Consider the following 21,667-nt stretch of genomic DNA (forward strand, 5'->3'; position numbering starts at 1 on the left):
CTCACTTCAAGGCCTGGCGGGCGTTGTGGAACATGCGCATCCACGGGCTGGGCGCACCGATGTTGCCCGAGGTCCAGCTCATCTGCACGTTGCGGAACACACGCTCGGGGTGCGGCATCAGCACCGTGAAGCGGCCGTCGGCCGTGGTCACGCTGGTCAGGCCGCCGGGGCTGCCGTTGGGGTTGGCCGGGTAAGCCTCAGTGGCGCGGCCGTGGTTATCCACGAAACGCATCGCCGCGTGCACGGCCTGCGCGTCGCCGCGCTGGCTGAAATCGGCAAAACCCTCGCCATGCGCCACGGCGATGGGCAAGCGGCTGCCGGCCATGCCCGTGAAGAAGAGGCTGGGGCTCTGCAGGATTTCCACCAGGCTCAGCCGCGCCTCGAACTGCTCGCTCTTGTTGCGCGTGAACTTCGGCCAGGCCTGCGTGCCGGGGATGATGCTCGCCAGCGCGGCCATCATCTGGCAGCCGTTGCACACGCCCAGGGCCAGGGTGTCGGGGCGGTTGAAGAAGGCCGCGAACTGCTCGGCCAGGGCCGGGTTGAAGAGGATGCTGCGCGCCCAGCCCTCGCCGGCGCCCAGGGTGTCACCGTAGCTGAAGCCGCCGCAGGCCACCAGACCCTGGAAATCGGCCAGCTTCGCGCGGCCCGCCTGCAGGTCGCTCATGTGCACGTCGAAGGTGTCGAAGCCAGCGGCGTGCATCGCGTAGCTCATCTCGACGTGCGAGTTCACGCCCTGCTCGCGCAGGATGGCCATCTTCGGGCGCGTGCTCAGCACGGCGGGTGCGCTGCCCGCGTCGAAGGTCAGGTGCACGTGCAAGCCGGGGTCGTCGGCCACGCCGGCCGCGGCGTGTTCGCTGTCGGCGCAGGCCGGGTTGTCGCGGCCTTGCGCGATGCGCCAGCTCACCTCGTCCCACTGCTGCTGCAGCGTGTGCAGCGGGGCGCTGAACTGCAGCTTGGTGTCGCGCCACACCTCCACCACGCCGCGCTCGTTGGGCTTGCCGATGAAGTGCGCGTGGCGGCTCAGGCCGTGCTCGCGCAGCGTGGCCATCACCTCGTTGCGCTGCGCGGTCGGCACCTGCAGCACCACGCCGAGTTCTTCGTTGAACAGGGCCTTGAGCATCAGCTCGTTGCGGCGCTCGCTCACCTGGCTGGCCCAGTTCTTGGAATCCCCGTACTCGGCGAAGCTGTCGTTGATGCCGTCGCCTTCGGTGACGAGGATGTCGACGTTCAGGCTCACGCCCAGGTGGCCCGCGAAGGCCATCTCGCACACCGCCGCCCACAGGCCGCCGTCGCTGCGGTCGTGATAAGCCAGCAGGCAGCCTTGCGCGCGCAGCGCGTTGACGGCGGCGACCAGGTTCTTCAGCAACTGCGGGTCGTCGAGGTCAGGAACCTCGTGGCCGAACTGGCCCAGCACCTGCGCCAGCATGCTGCCGGCCATGCGCTTGCGGCCTTCGCCGAGGTCGACAAGGATCAGCGTGGTGTCGCCCGGCTGCAGCTGCGGCGTCAGCGTGCCCCGCACGTCGGGCAGCGTGGCAAACGCCGTGACGATCAGCGAGACCGGCGCTGTCACCTGCTTCGTCGCGCCGTTGTCGGACCAGCGCGTCTTCATCGACAGCGAATCCTTGCCCACCGGGATGCCGATGCCCAAAGCCGGGCACAACTCCAGGCCCACGGCCTTCACCGTGTCGTAGAGCGCCGCGTCTTCACCCGGCTCGCCACAGGCAGCCATCCAGTTGGCGCTGAGCTTCACGCGCGGCAGCTCGATGGGCGCCGCCAGCAGGTTGGTGACGGCCTCGCCCACGGCCATGCGGCCGGAAGCGGGGGCGTCCAGCGCGGCCAGCGGCGTGCGCTCGCCCATGGCCATGGCCTCGCCGCGGAAGCCGCTGTAGTCGGCCAGCGTCACGGCGCAGTCGGCCACCGGCACCTGCCAGGGGCCGACCATGGGGTCGCGGTGGTTCAGGCCGCCCACGGTGCGGTCGCCGATCGTCACGAGGAAACGCTTGCTCGCCACCGTGGGGTGGCGCAGCACGTCCAGCGCCACGGTCTCCAGCTTCACGCCCGTCAGGTCCAGCGGCTTTTCGCTGCGCGCCATGCGGGCCACGTCGCGGTGCATCTTGGGCGGCTTGCCGAGCAGCACGTCCATGGGCATGTCGATCACGCGATCGCCGCCCGGGCCGTCTTCCAGCACCAGTTCGCGTTCGCTGGTGGCCACGCCCACCACGGCATAAGGGCAGCGCTCGCGCGCGGCCATCTGCTCGAAGAGCGGCATCAGCTCGGGGTTGATGGCCAGGACGTAGCGCTCCTGGCTTTCGTTGCACCAGATCTCCTTGGGCGCCAGGCCGCTTTCTTCCAGCGGCACCTTGCGCAGGTCGAAGGTGGCGCCCTGCCCTGCGCCGTCCACCAGCTCGGGGAAGGCGTTGCTGATGCCACCAGCGCCCACGTCGTGGATGGCGACGATGGGGTTCATCGCGCCCTGCGCCCAGCAGTGGTTGATGACTTCCTGCGCCCGGCGCTGGATCTCGGGGTTGCCGCGCTGCACGCTGTCGAAATCGAGCGCGGCGGTGTTGCTGCCGGCGGCCATGCTGCTGGCGGCACCGCCGCCCATGCCGATGCGCATGCCCGGCCCGCCCAGCTGCACCAGCAGCGTGCCCGCGCCGAAAGGCAGCTTCTTGACCTGGCTCTCGCTGATGCTGCCCAGCCCGCCGGCGATCATGATGGGCTTGTGGTAACCGCGCTGCACGCCGGCCACGGGCATCTCGAAGACGCGGAAGTAGCCGCCCAGGTTGGGCCGGCCGAACTCGTTGTTGAAGGCCGCGCCGCCCAGCGGGCCCTCGGTCATGATCTGCAAGGGGCTGGCGATGTGCGCCGGCTTGCCGATGGGGTTCTGCTCCCAAGGTTCGTTCGTGCCCGGCAGGTGCAGGTTGCTGACGCTGAAGCCCGTCACGCCCGCCTTGGACCGCGCGCCGCGACCGGTGGCGCCTTCGTCGCGGATCTCGCCGCCCGCGCCCGTGCTGGCGCCCGGGAAGGGGCTGATGGCCGTGGGGTGGTTGTGCGTCTCCACCTTCATCAGCACGTGCGTGGTCTCCTCCCGCGGGCCGTAGGCCGGCGCGTTGGTGAAACCTTGCGGCAGCCAGCGCGTGGCCGGGCCGCCTTCCATCACCGCGGCGTTGTCGTCGTAGGCCACCACCGTGTGCTGCGGGCTGGTCTTCTCGGTGTGCCGGATCATCCCGAACATCGAGTGCGGCTGTTCCACGCCATCGATGGTGAACTTCGCGTTGAAGATCTTGTGGCGGCAGTGCTCGCTGTTGGCCTGCGCGAACATCATCAGCTCGACGTCGCTGGGGTTGCGGCCCAGCTGCGTGAAGGCGGCCACCAGGTAGTCGATCTCGTCGTCGCTCAGTGCCAGGCCGAACTCGGTGTTGGCCGTGACCAAGGCGGCTCGGCCGGCGCCGAGCACGTCCACATGCGCCAGCGGCGCGGCCGGCTGCACGTCGAAGAGGTGGCGCGCGGCCTCGCGCTCGAAGGCCACGCTCTCGGTCATGCGGTCGTGCAGCTCGGCGGCCACGGCTGCGCGCTCTTCGGCACTCAGCGGCTTGGGCGAACCCATGCCCAGCAGCGGCGCCTTCAGCGTGAGCACGAACTCGGTGACGCGCTCCAGCCGGTGCAGCTGCAGCCCCACGTTGCGGGCGATGTCGCTGGCCTTGCTGGCCCAGGGCGAGACGGTGCCCAGGCGCGGCATCACCACCACGCGTTCGCCGCTGGCGGGGCCGGTGTAGGCGTCGCCGTAGGTCAGCAGCGCGGCCAGCTTGTCCACCTCGGCGCCTGACGGCGCAGCATCGAAGCCGGCCCAGTGCACGTGGCGCGCGGCCACACCGGTGATGCGCGGGCAGGCCGCCTGCAGGCGCGCCAGCAGGGCCTGGGCGCGGAAGGCCGAGAGCGCGGCGCCGCCCTCGAAGTGCATCAGATGGAGCGGCGTGGCAGTCATGCAGACCCGGCAGGTTCCGGTGGGCAGGAGGGGGAGCCGGCGATTTTAGGGCCCCGGTGGGATAATCCCGGGATGGCCATCACCCTCAAATCCGCCGCCGAGATCGAAGGCATGCGCCTGGCCGGCCGGCTGGCCAGCGAAGTGCTGGACATGCTCACCCCCCACGTCAAGCCCGGTGTCACCACCAAGGAGCTTGACCGCCTCGCGCACGACCACATGGTGAACGTGCAGGGCGGCATCCCGGCCACGCTGGGCTACCAGCCGCCGGGCTACCCGGCCTACCCGGCCTCGATGTGCACCAGCCTCAACGAGGTGGTGTGCCACGGCATCCCCGACGACCGCCCGCTGAAGAACGGCGACATCGTCAACATCGACGTCACCGTCATCAAGGACGGCTGGCACGGCGACAACAGCCGCATGTTCGTGGTGGGCGAAGGCAGCATCGCCGCCAGGCGCCTGTGCCAGATCACCTTCGACGCCATGTGGAAGGGCATCGTGAAGGTCAAGCCCGGCGCACGCCTGGGCGACATCGGCCATGCCATCCAGACCTTCGCCGAAACCGCCGGCTTCACCGTGGTGCGCGAGTTCTGCGGCCACGGCGTCGGCAAGCGCTTCCACGAAGAGCCGCAGGTGCTGCACTACGGCCGCCCAGGCACGCTGGAAGAACTGGTGCCGGGCATGATCTTCACGATCGAGCCCATGATCAACGCCGGCAAGCGCGACATCAAGGAAGACCGCAAGGGCAACCGCCCCTACGACGGCTGGACCATCGTCACGCGCGACCGCAGCCTCTCGGCGCAGTGGGAGCACACCGTGCTCGTCACCGAGACGGGCTACGAGGTGCTGACGGTCAGCGACGGCAGCCCGCCGCCGCCGGCTTTCGCGCCGCTGGGCTACGGCTCGGTGCTGGTGCCGGCGGCCTGCCGGGCGCCGAGCCTGGTCACCTCCTGAGCGCCGGAGCCGCGCGCGTGGCCGAGGCCGCCGCCAGCATCGGTGCCCTGCGCGCGCGCTTCCGCGACGGCAAAGCCGAACTGCTGGCGGGCTTTGCGGCGGCCCGCGCCACCGCGCCAGCCGCCGGCCGCCTGGTGCGGGCCCTGGCACGGCATGTCGACGGCACCCTGGCCGAACTCTGGCGCGGCGCAGGGCTGCCGGCGGGGGCGGCGCTGGTGGCTGTGGGCGGCTATGGCCGGGGCGAGCTCTTCCCGCACTCCGATGTCGACGTGCTGCTGCTGCTGCCCGACAACGCCTCGCCGCCCGACGAAGCCACCGCCGCCGCGGTGAGCGCCTTCGTCACCGCTTGCTGGGACATCGGCCTGGAGATCGGCTCCTCGGTGCGCACTGTCGACGAGTGCGTGGCCGAGGCCGCGCGTGATGTGACGGTGCAGACGGCGCTGCTCGAATCGCGCCTCGTGGCGGGCGCGCGGCGGCTGTTCACGCGCTTCACGAAGGTGCACCAGGCCGCCATCGACCCCAAGGCCTTCCTGCGCGCCAAGACGCTGGAGATGCAGCAGCGCCACGTCAAGTACGAAGGCACGCCCTACTCGCTGGAGCCCAACTGCAAGGAAAGCCCCGGCGGCCTGCGCGACCTGCAGGTGGTGGTGTGGGTGGCGCGTGCCGCCGGCCTGGGGCGCACCTGGGCCGAACTGGCCGCCAAGGGGCTGATCACGCCCTTCGAGGCCTCGCAGCTGATGAAGCACGAAGGCACGCTCAAGCTCATCCGCGCACGCCTGCACACGGTGGCGCGGCGGCGCGAAGACCGCCTGGTCTTCGACCTGCAGACCGCCACCGCCGAGAGCTTCGGCTACAAGGCCACGAAGGAGCAGCGCAGCTCCGAAGTGCTGATGCGCCACTACTACTGGGCGGCCAAGGCGGTGACGCAGCTGAACCAGATCCTGATGCTCAACATCGAAGAGCGCATCAACGGCTCGGCAGACGCCCCCATGCGCCCGATCACCGCGCGCTTCTTCGACCGCGCCGGCATGCTGGAAGTGGCGCACGACGATCTCTACACCGAGAACCCGCACGCCATCCTGGAGACCTTCCTGGTCTTCGCGCAGACGCCCGGCCTGCAGGGCCTGAGCGCCCGCACGCTGCGGGCCCTCTACAACGCGCGCAACGTGATGGACGCGAAGTTCCGCCGCGACCCCATCAACCGCGAGCTCTTCCTCGACATCCTGCGCCAGCCGCGCGGCATCACGCATGCCATGCGGCTGATGAACCAAACCAGCGTGCTCGGCCGCTACCTGTGGGCCTTCCGGCGCATCGTCGGGCGCATGCAGCACGACCTGTTCCATGTCTACACGGTCGACCAGCACATCCTGATGGTGGTGCGCAACGCGCGGCGCTTCTTCATCCCAGAGCATGCTCACGAGTACCCCTTCTGCAGCCAGCTGGCGGCGCAGTGGGACAAGCCCTGGCTGCTGTACGTGGCGGCGCTGTTCCACGACATCGCCAAGGGCCGTGGCGGCGATCACTCCGATCTCGGCAGCATCGAGGCGCGCCGCTTCTGCCGCGCCCACGGCCTGGGCCGCGAGGACGCCCAGCTGGTCGAGTTCCTCGTGCAGCACCATCTCACGATGAGCCGCATCGCCCAGAAGGAAGACCTCTCGGATTCCGACGTCATCGCCGGCTTCGCCAGGCTGGTGGGCACGCCGCGCCGCCTGACGGCGCTGTACCTGCTGACGGTGGCCGACATCCGCGGCACCAGCCCCAAGGTGTGGAACGCCTGGAAGGGCAAGCTGCTCGAGGACCTGTACCGCTACACGTTGCGGGCGCTGGGCGGCGCGCAGCCCAACCTCGACGCCGAGATCGAGGCGCGCAAGCAAGAGGCCCGGCAGAACCTGGCCCTGCACAGCGCGCTGCCCGGCACCGAAGAGCCGCTGTGGCAGACGCTGGAAGTGAGCTACTTCGCGCGCCATGACGCCGCCGACATCGCCTGGCACGCGCGCAGCCTGTGGCGCTACGTGAAGAGCCCGCTGCCTATCGTCAACGCCCGGCCCAGTTCGGTGGGCGACGGGCTGCAGGTGCTGGTGTACGCACCCGACCGGCCCGACCTCTTCGCGCGCATCTGCGGCTACTTCGACAACGCCGGCTTCAGCATCCTCGATGCCAAGGTGCACACCACCAAGGCCGGCTACGCGCTCGACACTTTCCAGGTGGTGGCCACGCAAGCCTGGAGCGACGCCGGCAGCGACCACGAACTCAAGTACCGCGATCTGGTCTCGCTGGTGGAAACGCAGCTCGGCCTGGCGCTGGCCAGCGAGGGCCCGCTGCCCGAGCCGCGCAGCGGCCGCGTCTCGCGCCGCGTGCGCAGCTTCCCCGTCACGCCGCGCGTCTCGCTGGCGCCTGACGAGCGCGCGCAGCGCTGGCTGCTCACGGTCTCGGCCAGCGACCGCTCGGGCCTGCTCTACGCCATCGCCCGCGTGCTGGGCCGCAACCACATCAACCTGCAGCTGGCCAAGATCACCACGCTGGGCGAACGCGTGGAAGACACCTTTCTCGTCGACGGCCCCGAGCTGCAGAAGAGCAAGGCCCAGCTGCGCATCGAGAGCGAACTGCTCGATGCGGTGGCGGCTTCAGGCGGCTGAAGCCGGGCCCGCCATCCCAGCCCCTCTCCCGCCGACATGAGCCTGCGCCGTATCACCGCCGCCGACGCCATTGCACAGCTCGGCCAGTTCGATGCCGTGATCGATGCGCGCAGCGAAAGCGAACACGCCGAAGACCGCCTGCCCGGGGCCGTGAACTGGCCGGTGCTGAACGACGCGCAGCGCGCCGACATCGGCACGCAGTACAAGCAGGTCTCGCCTTTCGATGCGCGCAAGCGCGGCGCGGTGATGGCGGCGCGCAACATCGCGCAGCACATCGAGACGCACGCCGCCGAACTGCCGCGCAGCTGGCGGCCGCTGGTGTACTGCTGGCGCGGCGGCCAGCGCTCGGGCTCGCTGAGCCTGGTGCTGGGTGAGATCGGTTTCCAGGTGCAGGTGCTCGAAGGCGGCTACCGCGAGTTCCGCCGCGCCGTGCTGGCCGAGCTGGAGGTGCTGCCCGCGCGGCTGCAGTTCGTGGTGCTGTGTGGCCGAACCGGCAGCGCCAAGAGCCGGCTGCTGCAGGCGCTGGCCACCGAAGGCGCGCAGGTGCTCGACCTGGAGGCCATCGCCTGCCACCGCGGCAGCGTGCTGGGCCCTGAACCGGGGCGCCCGCAGCCCTCGCAGAAGGCCTTTGAAACGCAGGTGTGGCAGGCCTTGCGCGCGCTGGACCCGGCGCGCCCGGTGTTCGTGGAAGGCGAGAGCCGCACCATCGGCCGGCTGCGCCTGCCCGAGGCGCTGACGGAGGCCGTGCGCGCCGCTCGGTGCCTGCAGGTGCAGATGCCGCTGGCCGCACGCGTGCAGTTCCTGCTGCAGGACTACGCGCACTTCGTGCGTGACACCGACAGCTTCTGCCAGCGCCTGGCCGCACTGCGCGAGCTGCGCGGCGCCGCGGTGGTGGAAGGCTGGCAGCAGCGCGCCCGCGCCGGGGCGCACGGCGGCGTGGTGGAAGAACTGCTGACGCTGCACTACGACCCGGTCTACGAGAAATCGATGGCCCGCAACTTCAAGCACTACGCGCAGGCCGAGGTGGTGGCCCTGGACAACGGAGATCCGTCCACCTTGCAGGCCGTGGCGGCCCGCTGGGCCGCAGCGCCCCTGCACCGGCCCCTGGAGACGCCGCATGTCCCAGCCTGAGCGACGTACCGCGGCCTTGCGCGTCCGTCCGGTGCCGGCCACGCGGCCGCTGCAGTGGCTGGCCCTGGGCTGGGCCGACCTGTGGCGCTGCCCGCTGCCGGGCCTGCTGCACGGCGCGCTGGCGGCGGCTTTCGGCGCGCTGCTGCTGACCCTCGCGCGCGACCGCTTCTGGGCCCTGGCGGGCAGTTTCAGCGGCTTCCTGCTGGTGGCACCGGTGGTGGCCACCGGCCTCTACGCCGTGAGCCGCGCGCTGGAACAGGGCCAGCGGCCCACGCTGCGCACCGCGCTGGCCGCATGGCGCCCCCGGGACCACCGCCTCGTCGTCTTCGGTCTGCTGCTGGCCTTGGCCGGCACCGGCTGGGTGTTGACCTCGGCATCCTTGATCACGCGCTTCGCGCCAGCGCCGGTGGGCAGCCCGGCCGATTTCCTGCGCGTGGTGGTGCTCAGCGACCACAGCCTGCTCTTCGAAATCTGGCTGATGCTTGGCAGCGCGCTGGCCGCACCCATGTTCATCAGCAGCGTGGTCGCCCTGCCCCTGCTGCTGGACCGCCCGCACAGCGTGCTGCAGGCGGTGATGACCAGCGCCAGCGCGGCCCTGGCCAGCCCGCCGGCAATGGCGCTGTGGGCCACGCTCATCCTCGTGCTCACGCTCGTCGGCATGGCCAGCTTCATGGTGGGCCTCGTGGTGGTGGTGCCCTGGCTCGCGCACGCCAGCTGGCACGCCTACCGCGATCTGGTGCCACCCGACGAAGCCGCCGGGGCGCCAGCCTGATGTTCGGCTACACCGAAGAGCAGATCGCGCAGTTCGGGCTCACCTTCGGGGTGGGCGCGTTCATGCTCTACATGGCCTTCATCATCTGGCAGCTGGCACGCGAATCGAAGGCTGGGCGCTTCGGCACCTTCGTGCTCTTCCTGGCTTTGGGTTTCGGGCTCGTGGGCTTCGCGGCCAAGAGCGTCATCAAGTTCTTCATCGACGGCTGAGCATGCAAAAGGCGGCCCGCAGGCCGCCTTTTGAACAGGTGCAGCGCAGGCGCTCAACCCATGTGGAGGCCACCGTTGCAGCTGAAGTCGGCGCCGGTGGTGAAGCCCGAATCAGGGCCGGCCAGCCAGGCCACGACGGAACCGATTTCTTCCGGCGTTCCCAGGCGCTTGACGGGGATCGTCGCGACGATCTTTTCCAGCACCTCGGGCTTGATGGCGCGGACCATGTCAGTGCCGATGTAGCCCGGGCTCACGGTGTTCACCGTCACGCCCTTGGCAGCCAGCTCCTGCGCCAGCGCCATCGTGAAGCCGTGCATGCCGGCCTTGGCGGCCGAGTAGTTGGTCTGGCCGGCCTGGCCCTTCTCGCCGTTCACGCTGCTGATCTGGATGATGCGGCCCCAGCCCTTTTCCACCATGCCCGGCACCACCTGCTTGGTGACGTTGAACATGCTGTTGAGGTTGGTGTCGATGACGGCGTGCCAGTCTTCCGGCGACATCTTCAGGAACATGCGGTCGCGCGTGATGCCGGCGTTGTTCACCAGCACGTCGATGGCGCCGTGTTCCTCGCGCGCCTTCGTGAACGCGGCGACGGTGCTTTCCCAGTCGGCCACGTTGCCCACCGAAGCGTGGAACTCGTAGCCCAGGGCCTTCTGCTCGGCCAGCCACTTGGCGTGGTCGCGGCTCGGGCCGCAACCGGCGATGACGGTGAAGCCTTCCTTGGCCAGGCGCTGGCAGATGGCGGTGCCGATGCCGCCCATGCCGCCGGTCACGTAAGCCACTTTCTTCGACATTTCTCTCTCCTAGGTGCTGGATGGGGCGAGGTTCGCCGGCCGCCCTGTTGCGGTCAAGCGGGTTCGCCCGGTGTTGTTCGGGGGGTTGAAACAGGTGGCGCGAGCGCTCAGCGCTCGACGGTCAGGGCCACGCCCATGCCGCCGCCGATGCACAGCGAGGCGATGCCCTTCTTCGCGTCGCGCCTGATCATCTCGTGCAGCAGCGTCACCAGGATGCGGCAGCCGCTGGCGCCGATGGGGTGGCCGATGGCGATGGCGCCGCCGTTGACGTTGACCTTGCTGGTGTCCCAGCCCATCTCTTGATGCACGGCACAGGCCTGGGCAGCGAAGGCTTCGTTGATCTCCAGCAGGTCCAGGTCTTGCGGCTTCCAGCCGGCGCGCTCCAGCGCCTTCTTCGCGGCGGGCACCGGGCCCATGCCCATGAGGGCGGGGTCCAGGCCCGCGCTGGCGTAGCTGGCGATGCGCGCCAGCGGCTTCAGGCCCAAGGCGGCGGCCTTGGCGGCCGTCATCACCATCACGCCGGCGGCGCCGTCGTTCAGGCCGCTGGCGTTGCCCGCCGTCACGCTGCCGGCCTTGTCGAAGGCCGGACGCAGGCCGGCCAGGGCCTCGGCGCTGGTCTTCTTGTTGATGAACTCGTCGGCCGCGAACACGATCGGGTCGCCCTTCTTCTGAGCGATGCTGACGGGCACGATCTCGTCGACGAAACGCCCGGCTTCCTGCGCCGCGGCGGCCTTCTGCTGGCTGGCCAGCGCCAGCGCGTCCTGCGCCTCGCGCGTGATGCCGTACTTCTTGGCCACGTTCTCGGCCGTGATGCCCATGTGGTACTGGTTGTAGACGTCCCACAGGCCGTCGGTGATCATCGAATCGACCATCTTCCAGTCGCCCATGCGCTGGCCGTCGCGGCTGCCCAGCAGCACGTGCGGCGCAGCGCTCATGTTCTCCTGGCCGCCGGCGATGACGATCTCGCTGTCGCCATCACGGATGGCCTGCGCCGCGAGCATCACCGCCTTCAGGCCGCTGCCGCAGACCTTGTTGATGGTCATGGCCGGCACGCCGGTGTTGAAACCGGCCTTGATGACGGCCTGGCGCGCGGCGTTCTGGCCGCTGCCGGCGGTGAGCACCTGGCCGAGGATCACCTCGCCGATCTGCTCGCTGCTCAGGCCGCTGCGCGCCAGCAGCGCCTTCAGCACGGTGGCGCCGAGTTCGGGCGCCGGGGTCTTGGCGAGCGTGCCGCCGAACTTGCCCACCGCGGTGCGGGCGGCGGCGACGATGACGATGTCTTGCTGGCTCATGGATGTCTCCTGGGAATGATCGAAGAGCGGAAAACTTCAAGCTCCCCGCCACGGAACCGGCTCAGCCGGGCCGTCGGCGGGCGGCCCCCTCGGGGGGTAGCGAGCGCGAGCGAGCTTGGGGGCTCCATGTCAGGCCTTGGCGCGCACGTAGCGCCCCGGGGCCGGTTCGATGGGCTTGAACTTGGCGCTGCCTGCGCTCTTCGGAGCGTTGACGAGCTTGCCGGCCTGCGGCTTGAGCCAGTCGCTCCACACCGGCCACCAACTGCCCGGGTGCTCGGTGGCGCCGGCGAACCAGGCCTCGGCGGTGGCCGGGTGCTTTGCTGAGCCGGTGTTGTTCGTCCAGTGGCTGCGCTTGCCCTTGGCCGGCGGGTTGATGACGCCGGCGATGTGCCCGCTGGCACCCAGCACGAACTGTCGCTCGCCGCTGAACAGCGCCACCGAAGCGTAGGCCGCCGGCCAGGGCACGATGTGGTCTTCGCGTGAACCATAGATGAACACCGGCGCTTCGATCGCGCCCAGATCCACTGCTTCGCCGCACACGGTCAGTGCACCGGGCTGCTTCAGTTCGTTCTGCAGGTACATGTGGCGCAGGTACCAGCAATACATGGGCCCGGGCAGGTTGGTGCTGTCGCCGTTCCAGTACAGCAGGTCGAAGGGCGGCGGCGCCTCGCCCTTCAGGTAGTTGGCGACGACATAGTTCCACACCAGGTCGTTGGGCCGCAGGAAGCTGAAGGTGGTGGCCAGTTCCTGGCCCTTGAGCAGGCCGGGGCCGCCCGGGGCGTCGGGGCCCAGCGTCATCTCGCGCAGCTGGACCGAGGCCTCGTCGATGAAGATGTCGAGGATGCCGGTGTTCTCGAAGTCGAGCAGCGTGGTCAGCAGCGTCACGCTCTGCGCCGGCTGCTCGCCCCGTGCGGCCAGCACCGCCAGCGCCGTGGAGAGGATGGTGCCGCCCACGCAGAAACCCAGGGTGTTGATGCGCTCCTGGCCGCTGATGGCCTGCACCGTTCGAATGGCGGCGATGGCGCCGTCTTCGATGTAGTCGTCCCAGGTGGTGGCGCGCAGGCTCTCGTCGGGGTTGCGCCAGCTCACCACGAAGGTGCGGTGACCCTGCTCGACGGTGTAGCGGATGACGCTGTTGTCGGGCTGCAGGTCGAGGATGTAGTACTTGTTGATGCAGGGCGGCACGAAGAGCATGGGCCGCTCGTGCACCTTGGCCGTCAAGGGCTTGTATTCGATCAGCTGGAACAGCGCGTTCTCGAACACCACCTGCCCGGCCGTGGTGGCCACGTTGCGGCCCACCTCGAACACGCTTTCGTCGGTCTGCGAGACGTGGCCCTTCTGCAGGTCCTGCAGCAGATGGTGCATGCCGGTGGTGAGGCTCTCGCCCTGGGTCTCGATGGCCTTCTTCAGCGCCTCGGGGTTGAGCGCCAAGAAGTTGCTGGGGCTGGCCATGTCCACCCACTGCTGCACGGCGAAGCGGATGCGCGCCTGTGTCTTGGCGTCGCCCTCCACGCTCTCGGCCATCTGCATCAGCGTGCGCGCGTTCAGCAGGTACATCTGCGCCGTGAAGGCCGAGGCCGGGTTGCCAAGCCACTCGCTGCCGAACCGGCGGTCGCCCAAGGCCTTGGGGCTTGCTGCAGCCTCGCCCTGCAGGGTGTGAAGCGACTGGTTCCACACCTCCGCAGCGCTTTTCAGGTAGTTGGCCTGGATCTCGGCCAGCTGCTGCACCGGCAAGTTCAAGCCCGCCATGGACTTGAAGATGTCCCCGAAGGCAGCCCCGAATGCCTGCACGGGCGCTGCAGCGGGTGGGAAAGCTGCGCTAGGCTTGTGCTTCACGGTCGTGTCTCCTGGGTCTTTCTGGGCGCTCGGCGGGCGCTCCTGGCCATGCGGGTGCCACGCCGGGGCGGCACGACTTCACGTTCTACGCCGAAGCGCTGACGGCGCCATGACGGTGTATGCACTTTAGCCGCCACCGGCCGCGGCACTTTGCGGGTTCCCACATGTACTTGATCGCCATCGCCTGGATCTATGTCGTGCTGATGATGGCCGTGGCCGAGGCGCTGTCGACGCAGGGCTCGGTGCTCGGCGCCTTCTTCACCTTCCTGCTCTACGGGATGCTGCCGCTGTCCATCTTCCTCTACATCTTCGGCACGCCGGCGCGGCGCCGCGCGCGCCGCGCCGCCGAGGCCGCCGAAGAGGCGGCGCTGGCGGCCGCCGCCGCCGGCTCAGGTGCGCCAGATGGCGGCGGCCATGCGGCCGGTGACACCGTCGCGGCGGAACGAAAAGAAACGTGAGGCGTCTTCCACCGTGCACGCGCCCTCGGCCGTGACGGCCACCACGCTCAGCGCCTGCAGCCGGGCCGCGGCCAACGCCGGCAGGTTGGCCAGCCAACGCGCCGTGCCATCGGGCCGCGCGCGGTAGACGAAGCGCCCGGGGTCGGGCTGCACGGGGTCATCGCCGAAGGCCTGCAGCACCTCGGCCCCCACCTCGAACTGGCGCGGTCCGATGCACGGGCCCAGCCAGGCCTGCACCTCGGCAGGGGCTGCGCCTGTGCCTGCGCACAGCGCCTGCACGGTGGCTTCCAGCACACCGCCGGCCAGGCCGCGCCAGCCCGCATGTGCGGCGGCCACGGCCGAGCCATCGCGCAGCGCGAAGAGCACCGGCAGGCAATCGGCCACCTGCACGGTGCAGGCGATGCCGCGCTCGCGCGTCCACGCGGCATCGGCCGGAGTCTCAGGGTGGCTGCCACAGCCAGCCTGCAGGTGCAGCACGTTGCTGCCGTGCACCTGGCGCAGCCACACCGGGCGCGCGCCCATCGCGGCTTCAAAACGCGCGCGGTTCTCGGCCACCGCGGCCGGCGCGTCGCTCACGGCCACGCCCAGGTTCAACGTGGCATGCGGGCCGCTGCTCACGCCGCCGTCGCGGGTGCTCATGCCGGCCTGCACGCCAGGGGGCAGCCGCCAGGCGAGCCGCAACAGCGGCGCGGCCACGCTGGCGCTCAGCGCAGCCTCACTCCGCATCCGGGCAGCGCTCGGGCCGGGTCTGTTCGAAGGCCGGCAAGGCCATGCAGGCGTCGAAGACGCGCATCACCTGGGGCACGTGGTCCAGCCGGCAGTTGAAGCGCTGCGCGTTGAAGATCTGCGGCACCAGGCAGCAGTCGGCCAGCGTCGGCGCTTCGCCGTGGCAGAAGGTGGCGGGCGCTGCGGACAGCTGCCGTTCCACCACCTCCAGGCCCGTCTCCACCCAGTGGCGGTACCAGCGGTTCTTGTCGTCTTCGCTGACCTTCAGGTCGCGCACCAGGTAGCGCAGCACGCGCAGGTTGTTCAGCGGGTGGACCTCGCAGGCGATGTCCAGCGCCAGCGCACGCACACGCGCCCGCTCGGCCGGCGTGCCCGGCAGCAGCGGTGGCTGTGGGTGGGTCTCGTCGAGGTACTCGATGATGGCCAGCGACTGCGTGAGGCTGGCCTCACCGTCACGCAGCAGCGGCACCAGGCGGCTGGCCGAGACCTGGGCATAACTCTCGCCGAGCTGCTCGCTCTTGGCCAGGTGCACCGGCAGGTAGGCGTAGTCCAGGCCCTTGAGCGCCAGCGCAATGCGCACGCGGTACGAGGCCGACGACCGGAAGTAGTTGAAGAGCTCCATGGCCCGTGCGCTTTCCACAGCCCGCGGTGCTTACCGCACCGCCACCTTCAGGGTGCCCAGGCCGGCGACGGCGCCTTCCATCACATCACCGCGCACCACCGCGCCCACGCCGGCCGGCGTGCCGGTGAAGATCAGGTCGCCGGGCTGCAGCGTCCAGGCGGCGCTGAGCTGCTCGATGGTCTCGTTCACGCTCCAGATCAGGTCCTTCAGGTCGCCCTGCTGCTTCAACGTGCCGTTGACGGCCAGCGTGATGGCGCCGGTGAGCAGTTCGCCCGTGCTCGCGATCGGCACGACGGGGCCGATGGGCGCGCTCTGATCGAAGGCCTTGCCGATGCACCAGGGCCGGCCCTGCTTCTTCATCTCGTTCTGCAGGTCGCGGCGCGTCATGTCCAGGCCGACGGCATAGCCCCAGATGTGCTTGGGCGCATCGGCTGCAGCGATGTTGCGGCCGCCGGTGCCGATGGCCACCACGAGCTCGATCTCGTGGTGCAGGTTGGCGGTGAGCGTGGGGTAGTCGATGTGGCCGGTTTCGCCGTCCGGCACCGCCACGATGGCATCGGCAGGCTTCATGAAAAAGAAGGGGGGCTCGCGGCCGGTGAAGCCCATCTCCACCGCGTGATCGGCGTAGTTGCGGCCCACGCAGTAGATGCGGTGCACCGGCAGGCTGCCACCGCCTGCCACGGGCACGGCAACGGGGGCGGAGGGCGGAAAGACGAAGCTCATGGCGGTGTGGCGCGCGGCAGCGCAGGCAACGTGGAAGAAGTCGGAAGATGATGCCACGCGATACCCACCGGCCCGCCGCGGGTTCCCCACAGGGGCCGAGGGCCAGGGGGGCCCCGGTACACTGGTCTGCATGTTCCTGCACCGTCGAATCAAGCACTGCCGCGTCTGCGGTGCCGAGGTCAGCTACCGCGTGCCTGCCGACGACAACCGCGAGCGCGCCGTCTGCACCGCGTGCGGCGAGATCCACTACGAGAACCCGATCAACGTCGTGGGTACCGTGCCCGTGTGGGGCGAGCAGGTGCTGTTATGCCGCCGCAACATCGAACCGCGTTTCGGCTTCTGGACGCTGCCGGCCGGCTTCCTGGAGCTTGGCGAAAGCACGGCGGAGGGCGCGCTGCGCGAGACCGTGGAGGAAGCGGGCGCCCGCGTGGAACTGGAGCCGCTCTTCAGCGTGCTGAACGTGGTGCGTGCCGGTCAGCTGCACTTGTTCTACCGTGCCCGCATGCTCGACACCACGCTCGCCCCCGGCCCCGAGACCATCGAAGCCCGGCTCTTCCGCGAAGACGAAGTACCCTGGGACGAACTCGCCTTCCGCACCGTGCGCCTGACGCTGGAGCGCTTTTTCGAAGACCGCCGCAGCGGACACTACGGCGTGCACGCCGGCGACATCGCTTGAACACCTGCGGCCCGCTTTCACCATGGCCTTGACCCACCCTGCCCCTTCTGAAGAACTCGCTTCCGTGCTGCTGCTGGCCGCGCCCGGCCCGGCCTGCAACCTGGCGCAGGCGGCGCTGCGGGGCTGGGCCACCGTCCAATGGCAGCGTGAAGGCCCTGCCGCGTTGCCCGATGTGCAAGCCGCACAGCGCGCCCGGGCCGTGGCCGGGCTGGAGCCCGCGCTCGTGGTGGCCGACGCCGCCCTGCCCGGCCTCGAACTCGCGGCACTGTGCGAAGCGGTGCCCGGCGACGCGACCGCGGGGCCCGTGGTGGTGTTGCTCGATGCGGCCAACGAAGCAGCTGCCGCCCAGTGGCTGCAGCGCGGCGCTGCCGACTGCATCGGCCTGCCGCAAGGCGAGGCGCTGCTGGCCGCGCGCCTGCAGGCCCGCGCACGGGCGCTGCGCGTGGCCGCTGCGGCGCGCGCCGGGCTGCAGGGCCTGCAGGACGAACTGGCGCTGCGCACGGCGCAGCTGCAGGCCATCCAGGACGTCACCACGCTGGTGATGGCCACGCTGGCCGAAACGCGCGGCACCGAGAGCTCGAACCACATCCGCCGCACGCAGTACTACGTCAAGGCCCTGGGCTGGCGTCTGTCGACGCTGCCGCACCTGGCGGCCTCGCTGACCTCCACGCACATCGACCTGATGTTCCGGGCGGCGGCCCTGCACGACATCGGCAAGGCCGGCATCCCCGACCGCATCCTGCTCAAGCCCGGCAGGCTCAGCCCGGAAGAGTTCGAGATCATGAAGACCCACACCACGCTGGGCCGGGACGCCATCGCCAACGCCAAGCGCAAGCTCGGCGTGGATGTCGACTACCTCAACGTGGCCAAGGAAATCGCCTACTCGCACCACGAGAAGTGGGACGGCAGCGGCTACCCCGAAGGCCTGGCCGGCAGCGCCATCCCGCTGTCGGGCCGGCTGATGGCCCTGGCCGACGTGTACGACGCGCTGATCAGCCGTCGCCTGCACAAGGAGGCGATGAGCCACGAACAGGCCACGCACATCATCCAGCAGACCCGCGGCCGGCACTTCGACCCCGACGTGGTCGACGCCTTTCTCGCCGTGCAGGACAACTTCCAGGCCGTCGCCATCGCCTACAGCGACTCCAGCGCCGATCTGCAGCGCCAGGCCGAGTACGCGGGCATCGCGCAGGTTTGAGGCTCGCGCCCGCCCCATGAAAAAAGCCCGCTGACGCGGGCTTCTTCCGGAGGCAGGAACCGACTCAGGCGTGCGCGGCGCGCAGCTTCATCGAGAACTCTTGCAACGCGGCGATGCCGCTCTCTTCGGCCTTGCGGCACCAGGCCTGCAGGTCGGCCACGAGCTGCTCGGCGCTGACGCCGGTGCGCGTCCACAGCGCACGCAGTTCTTCGCGCATGGCCACCAACTTGGCCAGCTGCGGGCTTTCGCCCAGCGCCTCTTGCAGCGTGGGCTTCACCCCTTGAGGGATCTTGTCGTCGTCGCGGTGCAACCAGGTCTTGGCCACGCGCAGGTTGCGGAAGCGCGCGCTGTTCTGCGCGCCCTGGGCCTGCAGGCGGGCCAGTTCGCTGCCCACGGCCGCCTTCAGCTCGTTCGCGTAACGCGCCATCACTTCGTAGCGGTTGGCGATCACGGCTTCCAGCGTCTTGCCGTCGGCCACCGGGCGGGCGGTGCCCAGTTCCAGCTTGGGCGGCACCTTCTTCACGCGGGCCAGGCCCACCTTCTCCATGGCGCGGATGTACATCCAGCCCACGTCGAACTCGTAAGGCTTGACGGAGAACTTGGCCGAGGTCGGGTAGGTGTGGTGGTTGTTGTGCAGCTCTTCGCCACCGATCAGCACGCCCCAGGGCGAGACGTTGGTGGAGGCGTCGGGCGCCTCGAAGTTGCGGTAGCCCCAGTAGTGGCCGATGCCGTTGATGATGCCGGTGGCCATCACCGGGATCCAGGCCATCTGCACAGCCCACACCGCCGCGCCGATGGCACCGAACAGCGTGAGGTTCAGGATCAGCATCAGGCCCACGCCCTGCCACGAGTAGCGGGTGTAGAGGTTGCGCTCGATCCAGTCGTCAGGCGTGTTGTGGCCGTACTTGGCCACGGTTTCCTTGTTCTTGGCTTCGACGCGGTAGAGCTCCACGCCCGTGAGCAGCAGCGCCTTCAGGCCCTTGACCTGCGGGCTGTGCGGGTCTTCTTCGGTCTCGCACTTGGCGTGGTGCTTGCGGTGCACCGCCACGAATTCCTTCGTGACCATGCCGGTGCCGATCCACAGCCAGAAACGGAAGAAGTGCGAAGGAATCGCATGCAGTTCCAGCGCGCGGTGTGCCTGGGCGCGGTGCAGGAAGATCGTCACGCCGCAGATGGTGAGGTGCGTGGTCACCAGCGTGTAAAGCAGCACTTGCCACCAGCTCGCTTCGAGCAAGCCGTGCGAAAGCATTTGGACGACCGCGTCGTGCACCTGCCACAGTTGATCCATCAGCTTTTCCTTGGGGACTGCTTAAAAGTTACCGACTGATTGTAGGGGGGCGACGCCTCGCGTGCTGCGGTTTATGCGTAGCCAACACCCCGCAAACGCGGCCCAAGACGCAAAACCCTGCGCCAGATCAAATCAGATGGCGACAGAAGCGCCTGATTTCAACGCTTTTGCCAGGCCGCGGCAAAAAAGCCGTCGGTCTGGTGCCGGTGCGGCCACAGGCGCAGGTATGGGCCCGCCACCAACGGGGCCGGCGCTTCCACGCGGGCGGCTTCCAGGGCTTGCAAGGCCGGCAGCACCTCGAACTGAGCAGCGTTGGCGGCCGTGAAGGCCTCGGCCACGGCCTCGTTCTCGGCCGCGAGCAGGCTGCAGGTGGCGTAGACGAGCCGGCCGCCGGGCTTCAGCAGGCGCGCGGCACTCGCCAGGATGGCGGTCTGCTTGGCCTGCAGTTCTTCCACCGCCTTGGGGCTCTGGCGCCACTTCAGGTCGGGGTTGCGGCGCAGGGTGCCGAGGCCGGAACAGGGCGCGTCCACCAGCACGCGGTCGATCTTGCCGGCCAGGCGCTTGATGCGGTCGTCGCGCTCGTGGGCGATCTGCGCCGGGTGCACGTTGCTCAGGCCGCTGCGTGCCAGGCGCGGCTTCAAGGCGTCCAGCCGGTGGCCCGAGACGTCGAAGGCGTACAGCCGCCCCGTGTTGCGCATGGCCGCCCCCAGCGCCAAGGTCTTGCCACCGGCGCCGGCGCAGAAATCGACGACCATCTCGCCACGCTTGGCGTCGGTGATCAGCGCCAGCAGCTGGCTGCCCTCGTCCTGCACTTCCACCAGGCCCCGGGTGAAGACGTCCAGCTTGTGCAGCGCAGGCTTGCCGTGCAGGCGCAGGCCCCAGGGCGAATGAGGCGTGGGCTCGGCGGCCAGGCCGGCATCGGCCAAGGCCTGGCGCACCTCGTCGCGTTTGGCCTTGAGTACGTTGACGCGCAGGTCCAACGGCGCGGCCTCGTTCAAGGCCTGCACCAGGGGCCAGAAGTCGTCGCCCATCGTGTCCTTCAGCGGCGCGGCCAGCCAGTCGGGCAGGTTGTGGCGCTGCTTCTCGGGCAGGGTGGCGGGGTCGATCTGGCGGATCTTGTCCAGCCAGGCCTGTTCATGCGCCTCGGTAGCGGCCAGCAGGTAGTTGGGCGTCCCTTGCCAAGCCAGCAGCACCAGGCGGCGCTCCAGCGGGCCGGTGCCACTTTGCGCCAGGTTCTGGAACAGCAGGCGCTGGCGCAGCACGGTGTAGGCGGTTTCGGCCAGCGCGTGGCGCTCGCGCGAGCCCAGGGCACGGTGCTGGCGGAAAAAGGCAGAAACCACGCCATCGGCGGGTTGGTCGAGCTTGAGCACGGCGCGCAGCAGCTCGGTGCTCAGGTCGACAAGGGCTTTCGGATGCATCGCCGGATTATCCTGCCCGGCATGAACCCGCCCACCCACGTCGCCTCGGAAGATCTGCCACCGCTGCCCGCCGCCCCGCCCGGCCGCTACCGCCACCACAAGGGCGGCGAGTACCAACTGCTGGGCGTGGTGCGCCACAGCGAGACACTGGAGCCGCTGGTGCTCTACCGGCCGCTCTACAACCAGAGCGGCGATTGGGTGCGGCCTTACGCGATGTTCTTCGAGACGGTGACGATCGACGGCCGCGTACAGCCGCGCTTCACCCGCATCGGCGACTGAGGGCGCGGCCCTACATCAACACCTGCGAAGCACCGTCGGCCTGGATCACCAGCCCGTTCTCCACGCGCAGCTTGCCTTCCACGAACCAGCGCACGGCCAGCGGGTAGATCACGTGCTCGGTGGCCAGCACGCGCGCGGCCAGCTTCTGCTCGTCGTCGCCGGGCAGCACCGGCACCACGCTCTGCATCACGATGGGGCCGTGGTCGAGTTCGGGCGTCACGAAGTGCACGGTGGCGCCCACGGCCTTGCAGCCGGCCTCCAGCGCGCGCCGGTGCGTGTGCAGGCCCGGGAAGGCCGGCAGCAGCGAAGGGTGGATGTTCAGCAGCCGGCCTTCATAGCGGCGCACGAAATCAGCGCCCAGCACGCGCATGAAACCGGCCAGCACCACGAGGTCGGGCGCGTGGGCATCGATGGCGGCGGCCAGGGCGGCGTCGAAGGCTTCGCGCTGGGGGTAGGCCCTGTGGTCCACGCAGGTCGCGGCGATGCCGCGCTCGGCCGCCCAGGCCAGGCCGCCGGCCTGCGGGCGGTTGGCGATGACGGCCACCACCTGCGCCGGCCAGCCCTGCTCGGTGCAGCGCTGATGGAGGGCTTCCATGTTCGAGCCGCGGCCCGAGATGAGGATGACGATGCGTTTCATGGCGGTGGTCGGCTGGCAGCGGCCGGGAGTGTAGGCGGG

Annotated in this window: 19 protein-coding genes; 9 read left to right on the plus strand and 10 right to left on the minus strand. The window is 69.6% G+C overall.

Annotation, left to right across the window (positions count from 1 at the left end):
* Nucleotide 1 precedes the first annotated feature (1 nt).
* Nucleotides 2–3,985 carry a phosphoribosylformylglycinamidine synthase gene (purL, locus tag EOE66_RS04920; protein ID WP_128227579.1) on the minus strand — a complete coding sequence of 1,328 codons (3,984 nt, stop codon included), beginning with the start codon at nt 3,983–3,985 and terminating at the stop codon, nt 2–4.
* Between the two features lie 72 nt (nt 3,986–4,057).
* Between purL and map the strand changes: the two genes are divergently transcribed.
* Genes map through EOE66_RS04945 form a run of 5 tightly spaced genes read left to right on the plus strand, consistent with a single transcriptional unit; the run spans nt 4,058 to nt 9,684 of the window.
* The gene (gene map / locus EOE66_RS04925; RefSeq protein WP_128227580.1) at nt 4,058–4,936 is read left to right on the plus strand and encodes a type I methionyl aminopeptidase; all 879 of its coding nucleotides are present in this window, start codon (nt 4,058–4,060) and stop codon (nt 4,934–4,936) included.
* 17 nt (nt 4,937–4,953) lie between these two features.
* Nucleotides 4,954–7,572, plus strand: a complete 2,619-nt coding sequence (locus tag EOE66_RS04930; protein WP_245478912.1) for a [protein-PII] uridylyltransferase — start codon at nt 4,954–4,956, stop codon at nt 7,570–7,572.
* A 36-nt stretch (nt 7,573–7,608) separates the two neighbouring features.
* On the plus strand, nt 7,609–8,703 hold the full coding sequence (gene mnmH, locus EOE66_RS04935) for a tRNA 2-selenouridine(34) synthase MnmH (RefSeq protein ID WP_128227581.1): 1,095 nt from the start codon (nt 7,609–7,611) through the stop codon (nt 8,701–8,703).
* Complete coding sequence (locus EOE66_RS04940; RefSeq protein ID WP_128227582.1) at nt 8,690–9,475, plus strand: DUF2189 domain-containing protein; 786 nt, start codon at nt 8,690–8,692, stop codon at nt 9,473–9,475. Before mnmH ends, EOE66_RS04940 begins: the two co-directional genes overlap by 14 nt.
* Nucleotides 9,475–9,684, plus strand: a complete 210-nt coding sequence (locus tag EOE66_RS04945; protein ID WP_128227583.1) for a DUF2788 domain-containing protein — start codon at nt 9,475–9,477, stop codon at nt 9,682–9,684. Before EOE66_RS04940 ends, EOE66_RS04945 begins: the two co-directional genes overlap by 1 nt.
* A 53-nt stretch (nt 9,685–9,737) precedes the next feature.
* On the opposite strand, the gene phbB is transcribed toward EOE66_RS04945, so the two are convergent.
* The 3 genes from phbB to phaC form a co-directional block, all read right to left on the minus strand.
* On the minus strand, nt 9,738–10,475 hold the full coding sequence (phbB, locus tag EOE66_RS04950) for an acetoacetyl-CoA reductase (RefSeq protein ID WP_128227584.1): 738 nt from the start codon (nt 10,473–10,475) through the stop codon (nt 9,738–9,740).
* A 107-nt stretch (nt 10,476–10,582) separates the two neighbouring features.
* Nucleotides 10,583–11,767 (minus strand): acetyl-CoA C-acetyltransferase, encoded by a 1,185-nt coding sequence (locus tag EOE66_RS04955; RefSeq protein WP_128227585.1) that lies wholly within the window; start codon nt 11,765–11,767, stop codon nt 10,583–10,585.
* Between the two features lie 129 nt (nt 11,768–11,896).
* Nucleotides 11,897–13,516 carry a class I poly(R)-hydroxyalkanoic acid synthase gene (phaC, locus tag EOE66_RS04960; RefSeq protein WP_164885038.1) on the minus strand — a complete coding sequence of 540 codons (1,620 nt, stop codon included), beginning with the start codon at nt 13,514–13,516 and terminating at the stop codon, nt 11,897–11,899.
* Nucleotides 13,517–13,767: 251 nt separating this feature from the next.
* Between phaC and EOE66_RS04965 the strand changes: the two genes are divergently transcribed.
* Nucleotides 13,768–14,061 carry a hypothetical protein gene (locus EOE66_RS04965; protein ID WP_128227587.1) on the plus strand — a complete coding sequence of 98 codons (294 nt, stop codon included), beginning with the start codon at nt 13,768–13,770 and terminating at the stop codon, nt 14,059–14,061.
* Here the strand turns inward: EOE66_RS04965 and pgeF are convergent.
* From pgeF to EOE66_RS04980, 3 genes are read right to left on the minus strand one after another with little or no spacing between them, the layout of a single operon-like run.
* On the minus strand, nt 13,993–14,787 hold the full coding sequence (gene pgeF, locus EOE66_RS04970) for a peptidoglycan editing factor PgeF (RefSeq protein WP_310733091.1): 795 nt from the start codon (nt 14,785–14,787) through the stop codon (nt 13,993–13,995). The genes EOE66_RS04965 and pgeF overlap by 69 nt on opposite strands.
* Nucleotides 14,777–15,409, minus strand: a complete 633-nt coding sequence (gene maiA, locus EOE66_RS04975; protein WP_128227588.1) for a maleylacetoacetate isomerase — start codon at nt 15,407–15,409, stop codon at nt 14,777–14,779. Before maiA ends, pgeF begins: the two co-directional genes overlap by 11 nt.
* A 30-nt stretch (nt 15,410–15,439) precedes the next feature.
* Entirely contained in the window at nt 15,440–16,132 is a 693-nt protein-coding gene (locus tag EOE66_RS04980; RefSeq protein ID WP_128227589.1) for a fumarylacetoacetate hydrolase family protein, read from the minus strand.
* Between the two features lie 130 nt (nt 16,133–16,262).
* Here EOE66_RS04980 and EOE66_RS04985 point away from each other — a divergent pair, with 130 nt between their 5' ends.
* Together EOE66_RS04985 and EOE66_RS04990 are read left to right on the plus strand one after the other, a co-directional pair.
* A complete protein-coding gene (locus tag EOE66_RS04985) occupies nt 16,263–16,808 on the plus strand; it encodes an NUDIX hydrolase (protein WP_128227590.1) in 546 nt (181 codons plus the stop codon).
* 22 nt (nt 16,809–16,830) lie between these two features.
* On the plus strand, nt 16,831–18,006 hold the full coding sequence (locus tag EOE66_RS04990) for an HD-GYP domain-containing protein (protein WP_128227591.1): 1,176 nt from the start codon (nt 16,831–16,833) through the stop codon (nt 18,004–18,006).
* Nucleotides 18,007–18,070: 64 nt separating this feature from the next.
* On the opposite strand, the gene EOE66_RS04995 is transcribed toward EOE66_RS04990, so the two are convergent.
* Together EOE66_RS04995 and EOE66_RS05000 are read right to left on the minus strand one after the other, a co-directional pair.
* Nucleotides 18,071–19,294 carry a DesA family fatty acid desaturase gene (locus tag EOE66_RS04995; RefSeq protein ID WP_128227592.1) on the minus strand — a complete coding sequence of 408 codons (1,224 nt, stop codon included), beginning with the start codon at nt 19,292–19,294 and terminating at the stop codon, nt 18,071–18,073.
* A gap of 158 nt (nt 19,295–19,452) precedes the next feature.
* Nucleotides 19,453–20,712: an RsmB/NOP family class I SAM-dependent RNA methyltransferase gene (locus tag EOE66_RS05000; RefSeq protein WP_128227593.1), complete on the minus strand. Its 1,260-nt coding sequence runs from the start codon at nt 20,710–20,712 to the stop codon at nt 19,453–19,455.
* 21 nt (nt 20,713–20,733) lie between these two features.
* Here EOE66_RS05000 and EOE66_RS05005 point away from each other — a divergent pair, with 21 nt between their 5' ends.
* Nucleotides 20,734–20,991, plus strand: coding sequence for a DUF1653 domain-containing protein (locus EOE66_RS05005; RefSeq protein ID WP_128227594.1), 258 nt, complete (start codon nt 20,734–20,736; stop codon nt 20,989–20,991).
* Between the two features lie 10 nt (nt 20,992–21,001).
* On the opposite strand, the gene purN is transcribed toward EOE66_RS05005, so the two are convergent.
* On the minus strand, nt 21,002–21,628 hold the full coding sequence (purN, locus tag EOE66_RS05010) for a phosphoribosylglycinamide formyltransferase (RefSeq protein ID WP_128227595.1): 627 nt from the start codon (nt 21,626–21,628) through the stop codon (nt 21,002–21,004).
* Nucleotides 21,629–21,667 lie beyond the last annotated feature (39 nt).

The sequence above is a fragment of the Rubrivivax rivuli genome, from assembly GCF_004016505.1.
GTDB lineage: Bacteria > Pseudomonadota > Gammaproteobacteria > Burkholderiales > Burkholderiaceae_C > Rubrivivax > Rubrivivax rivuli.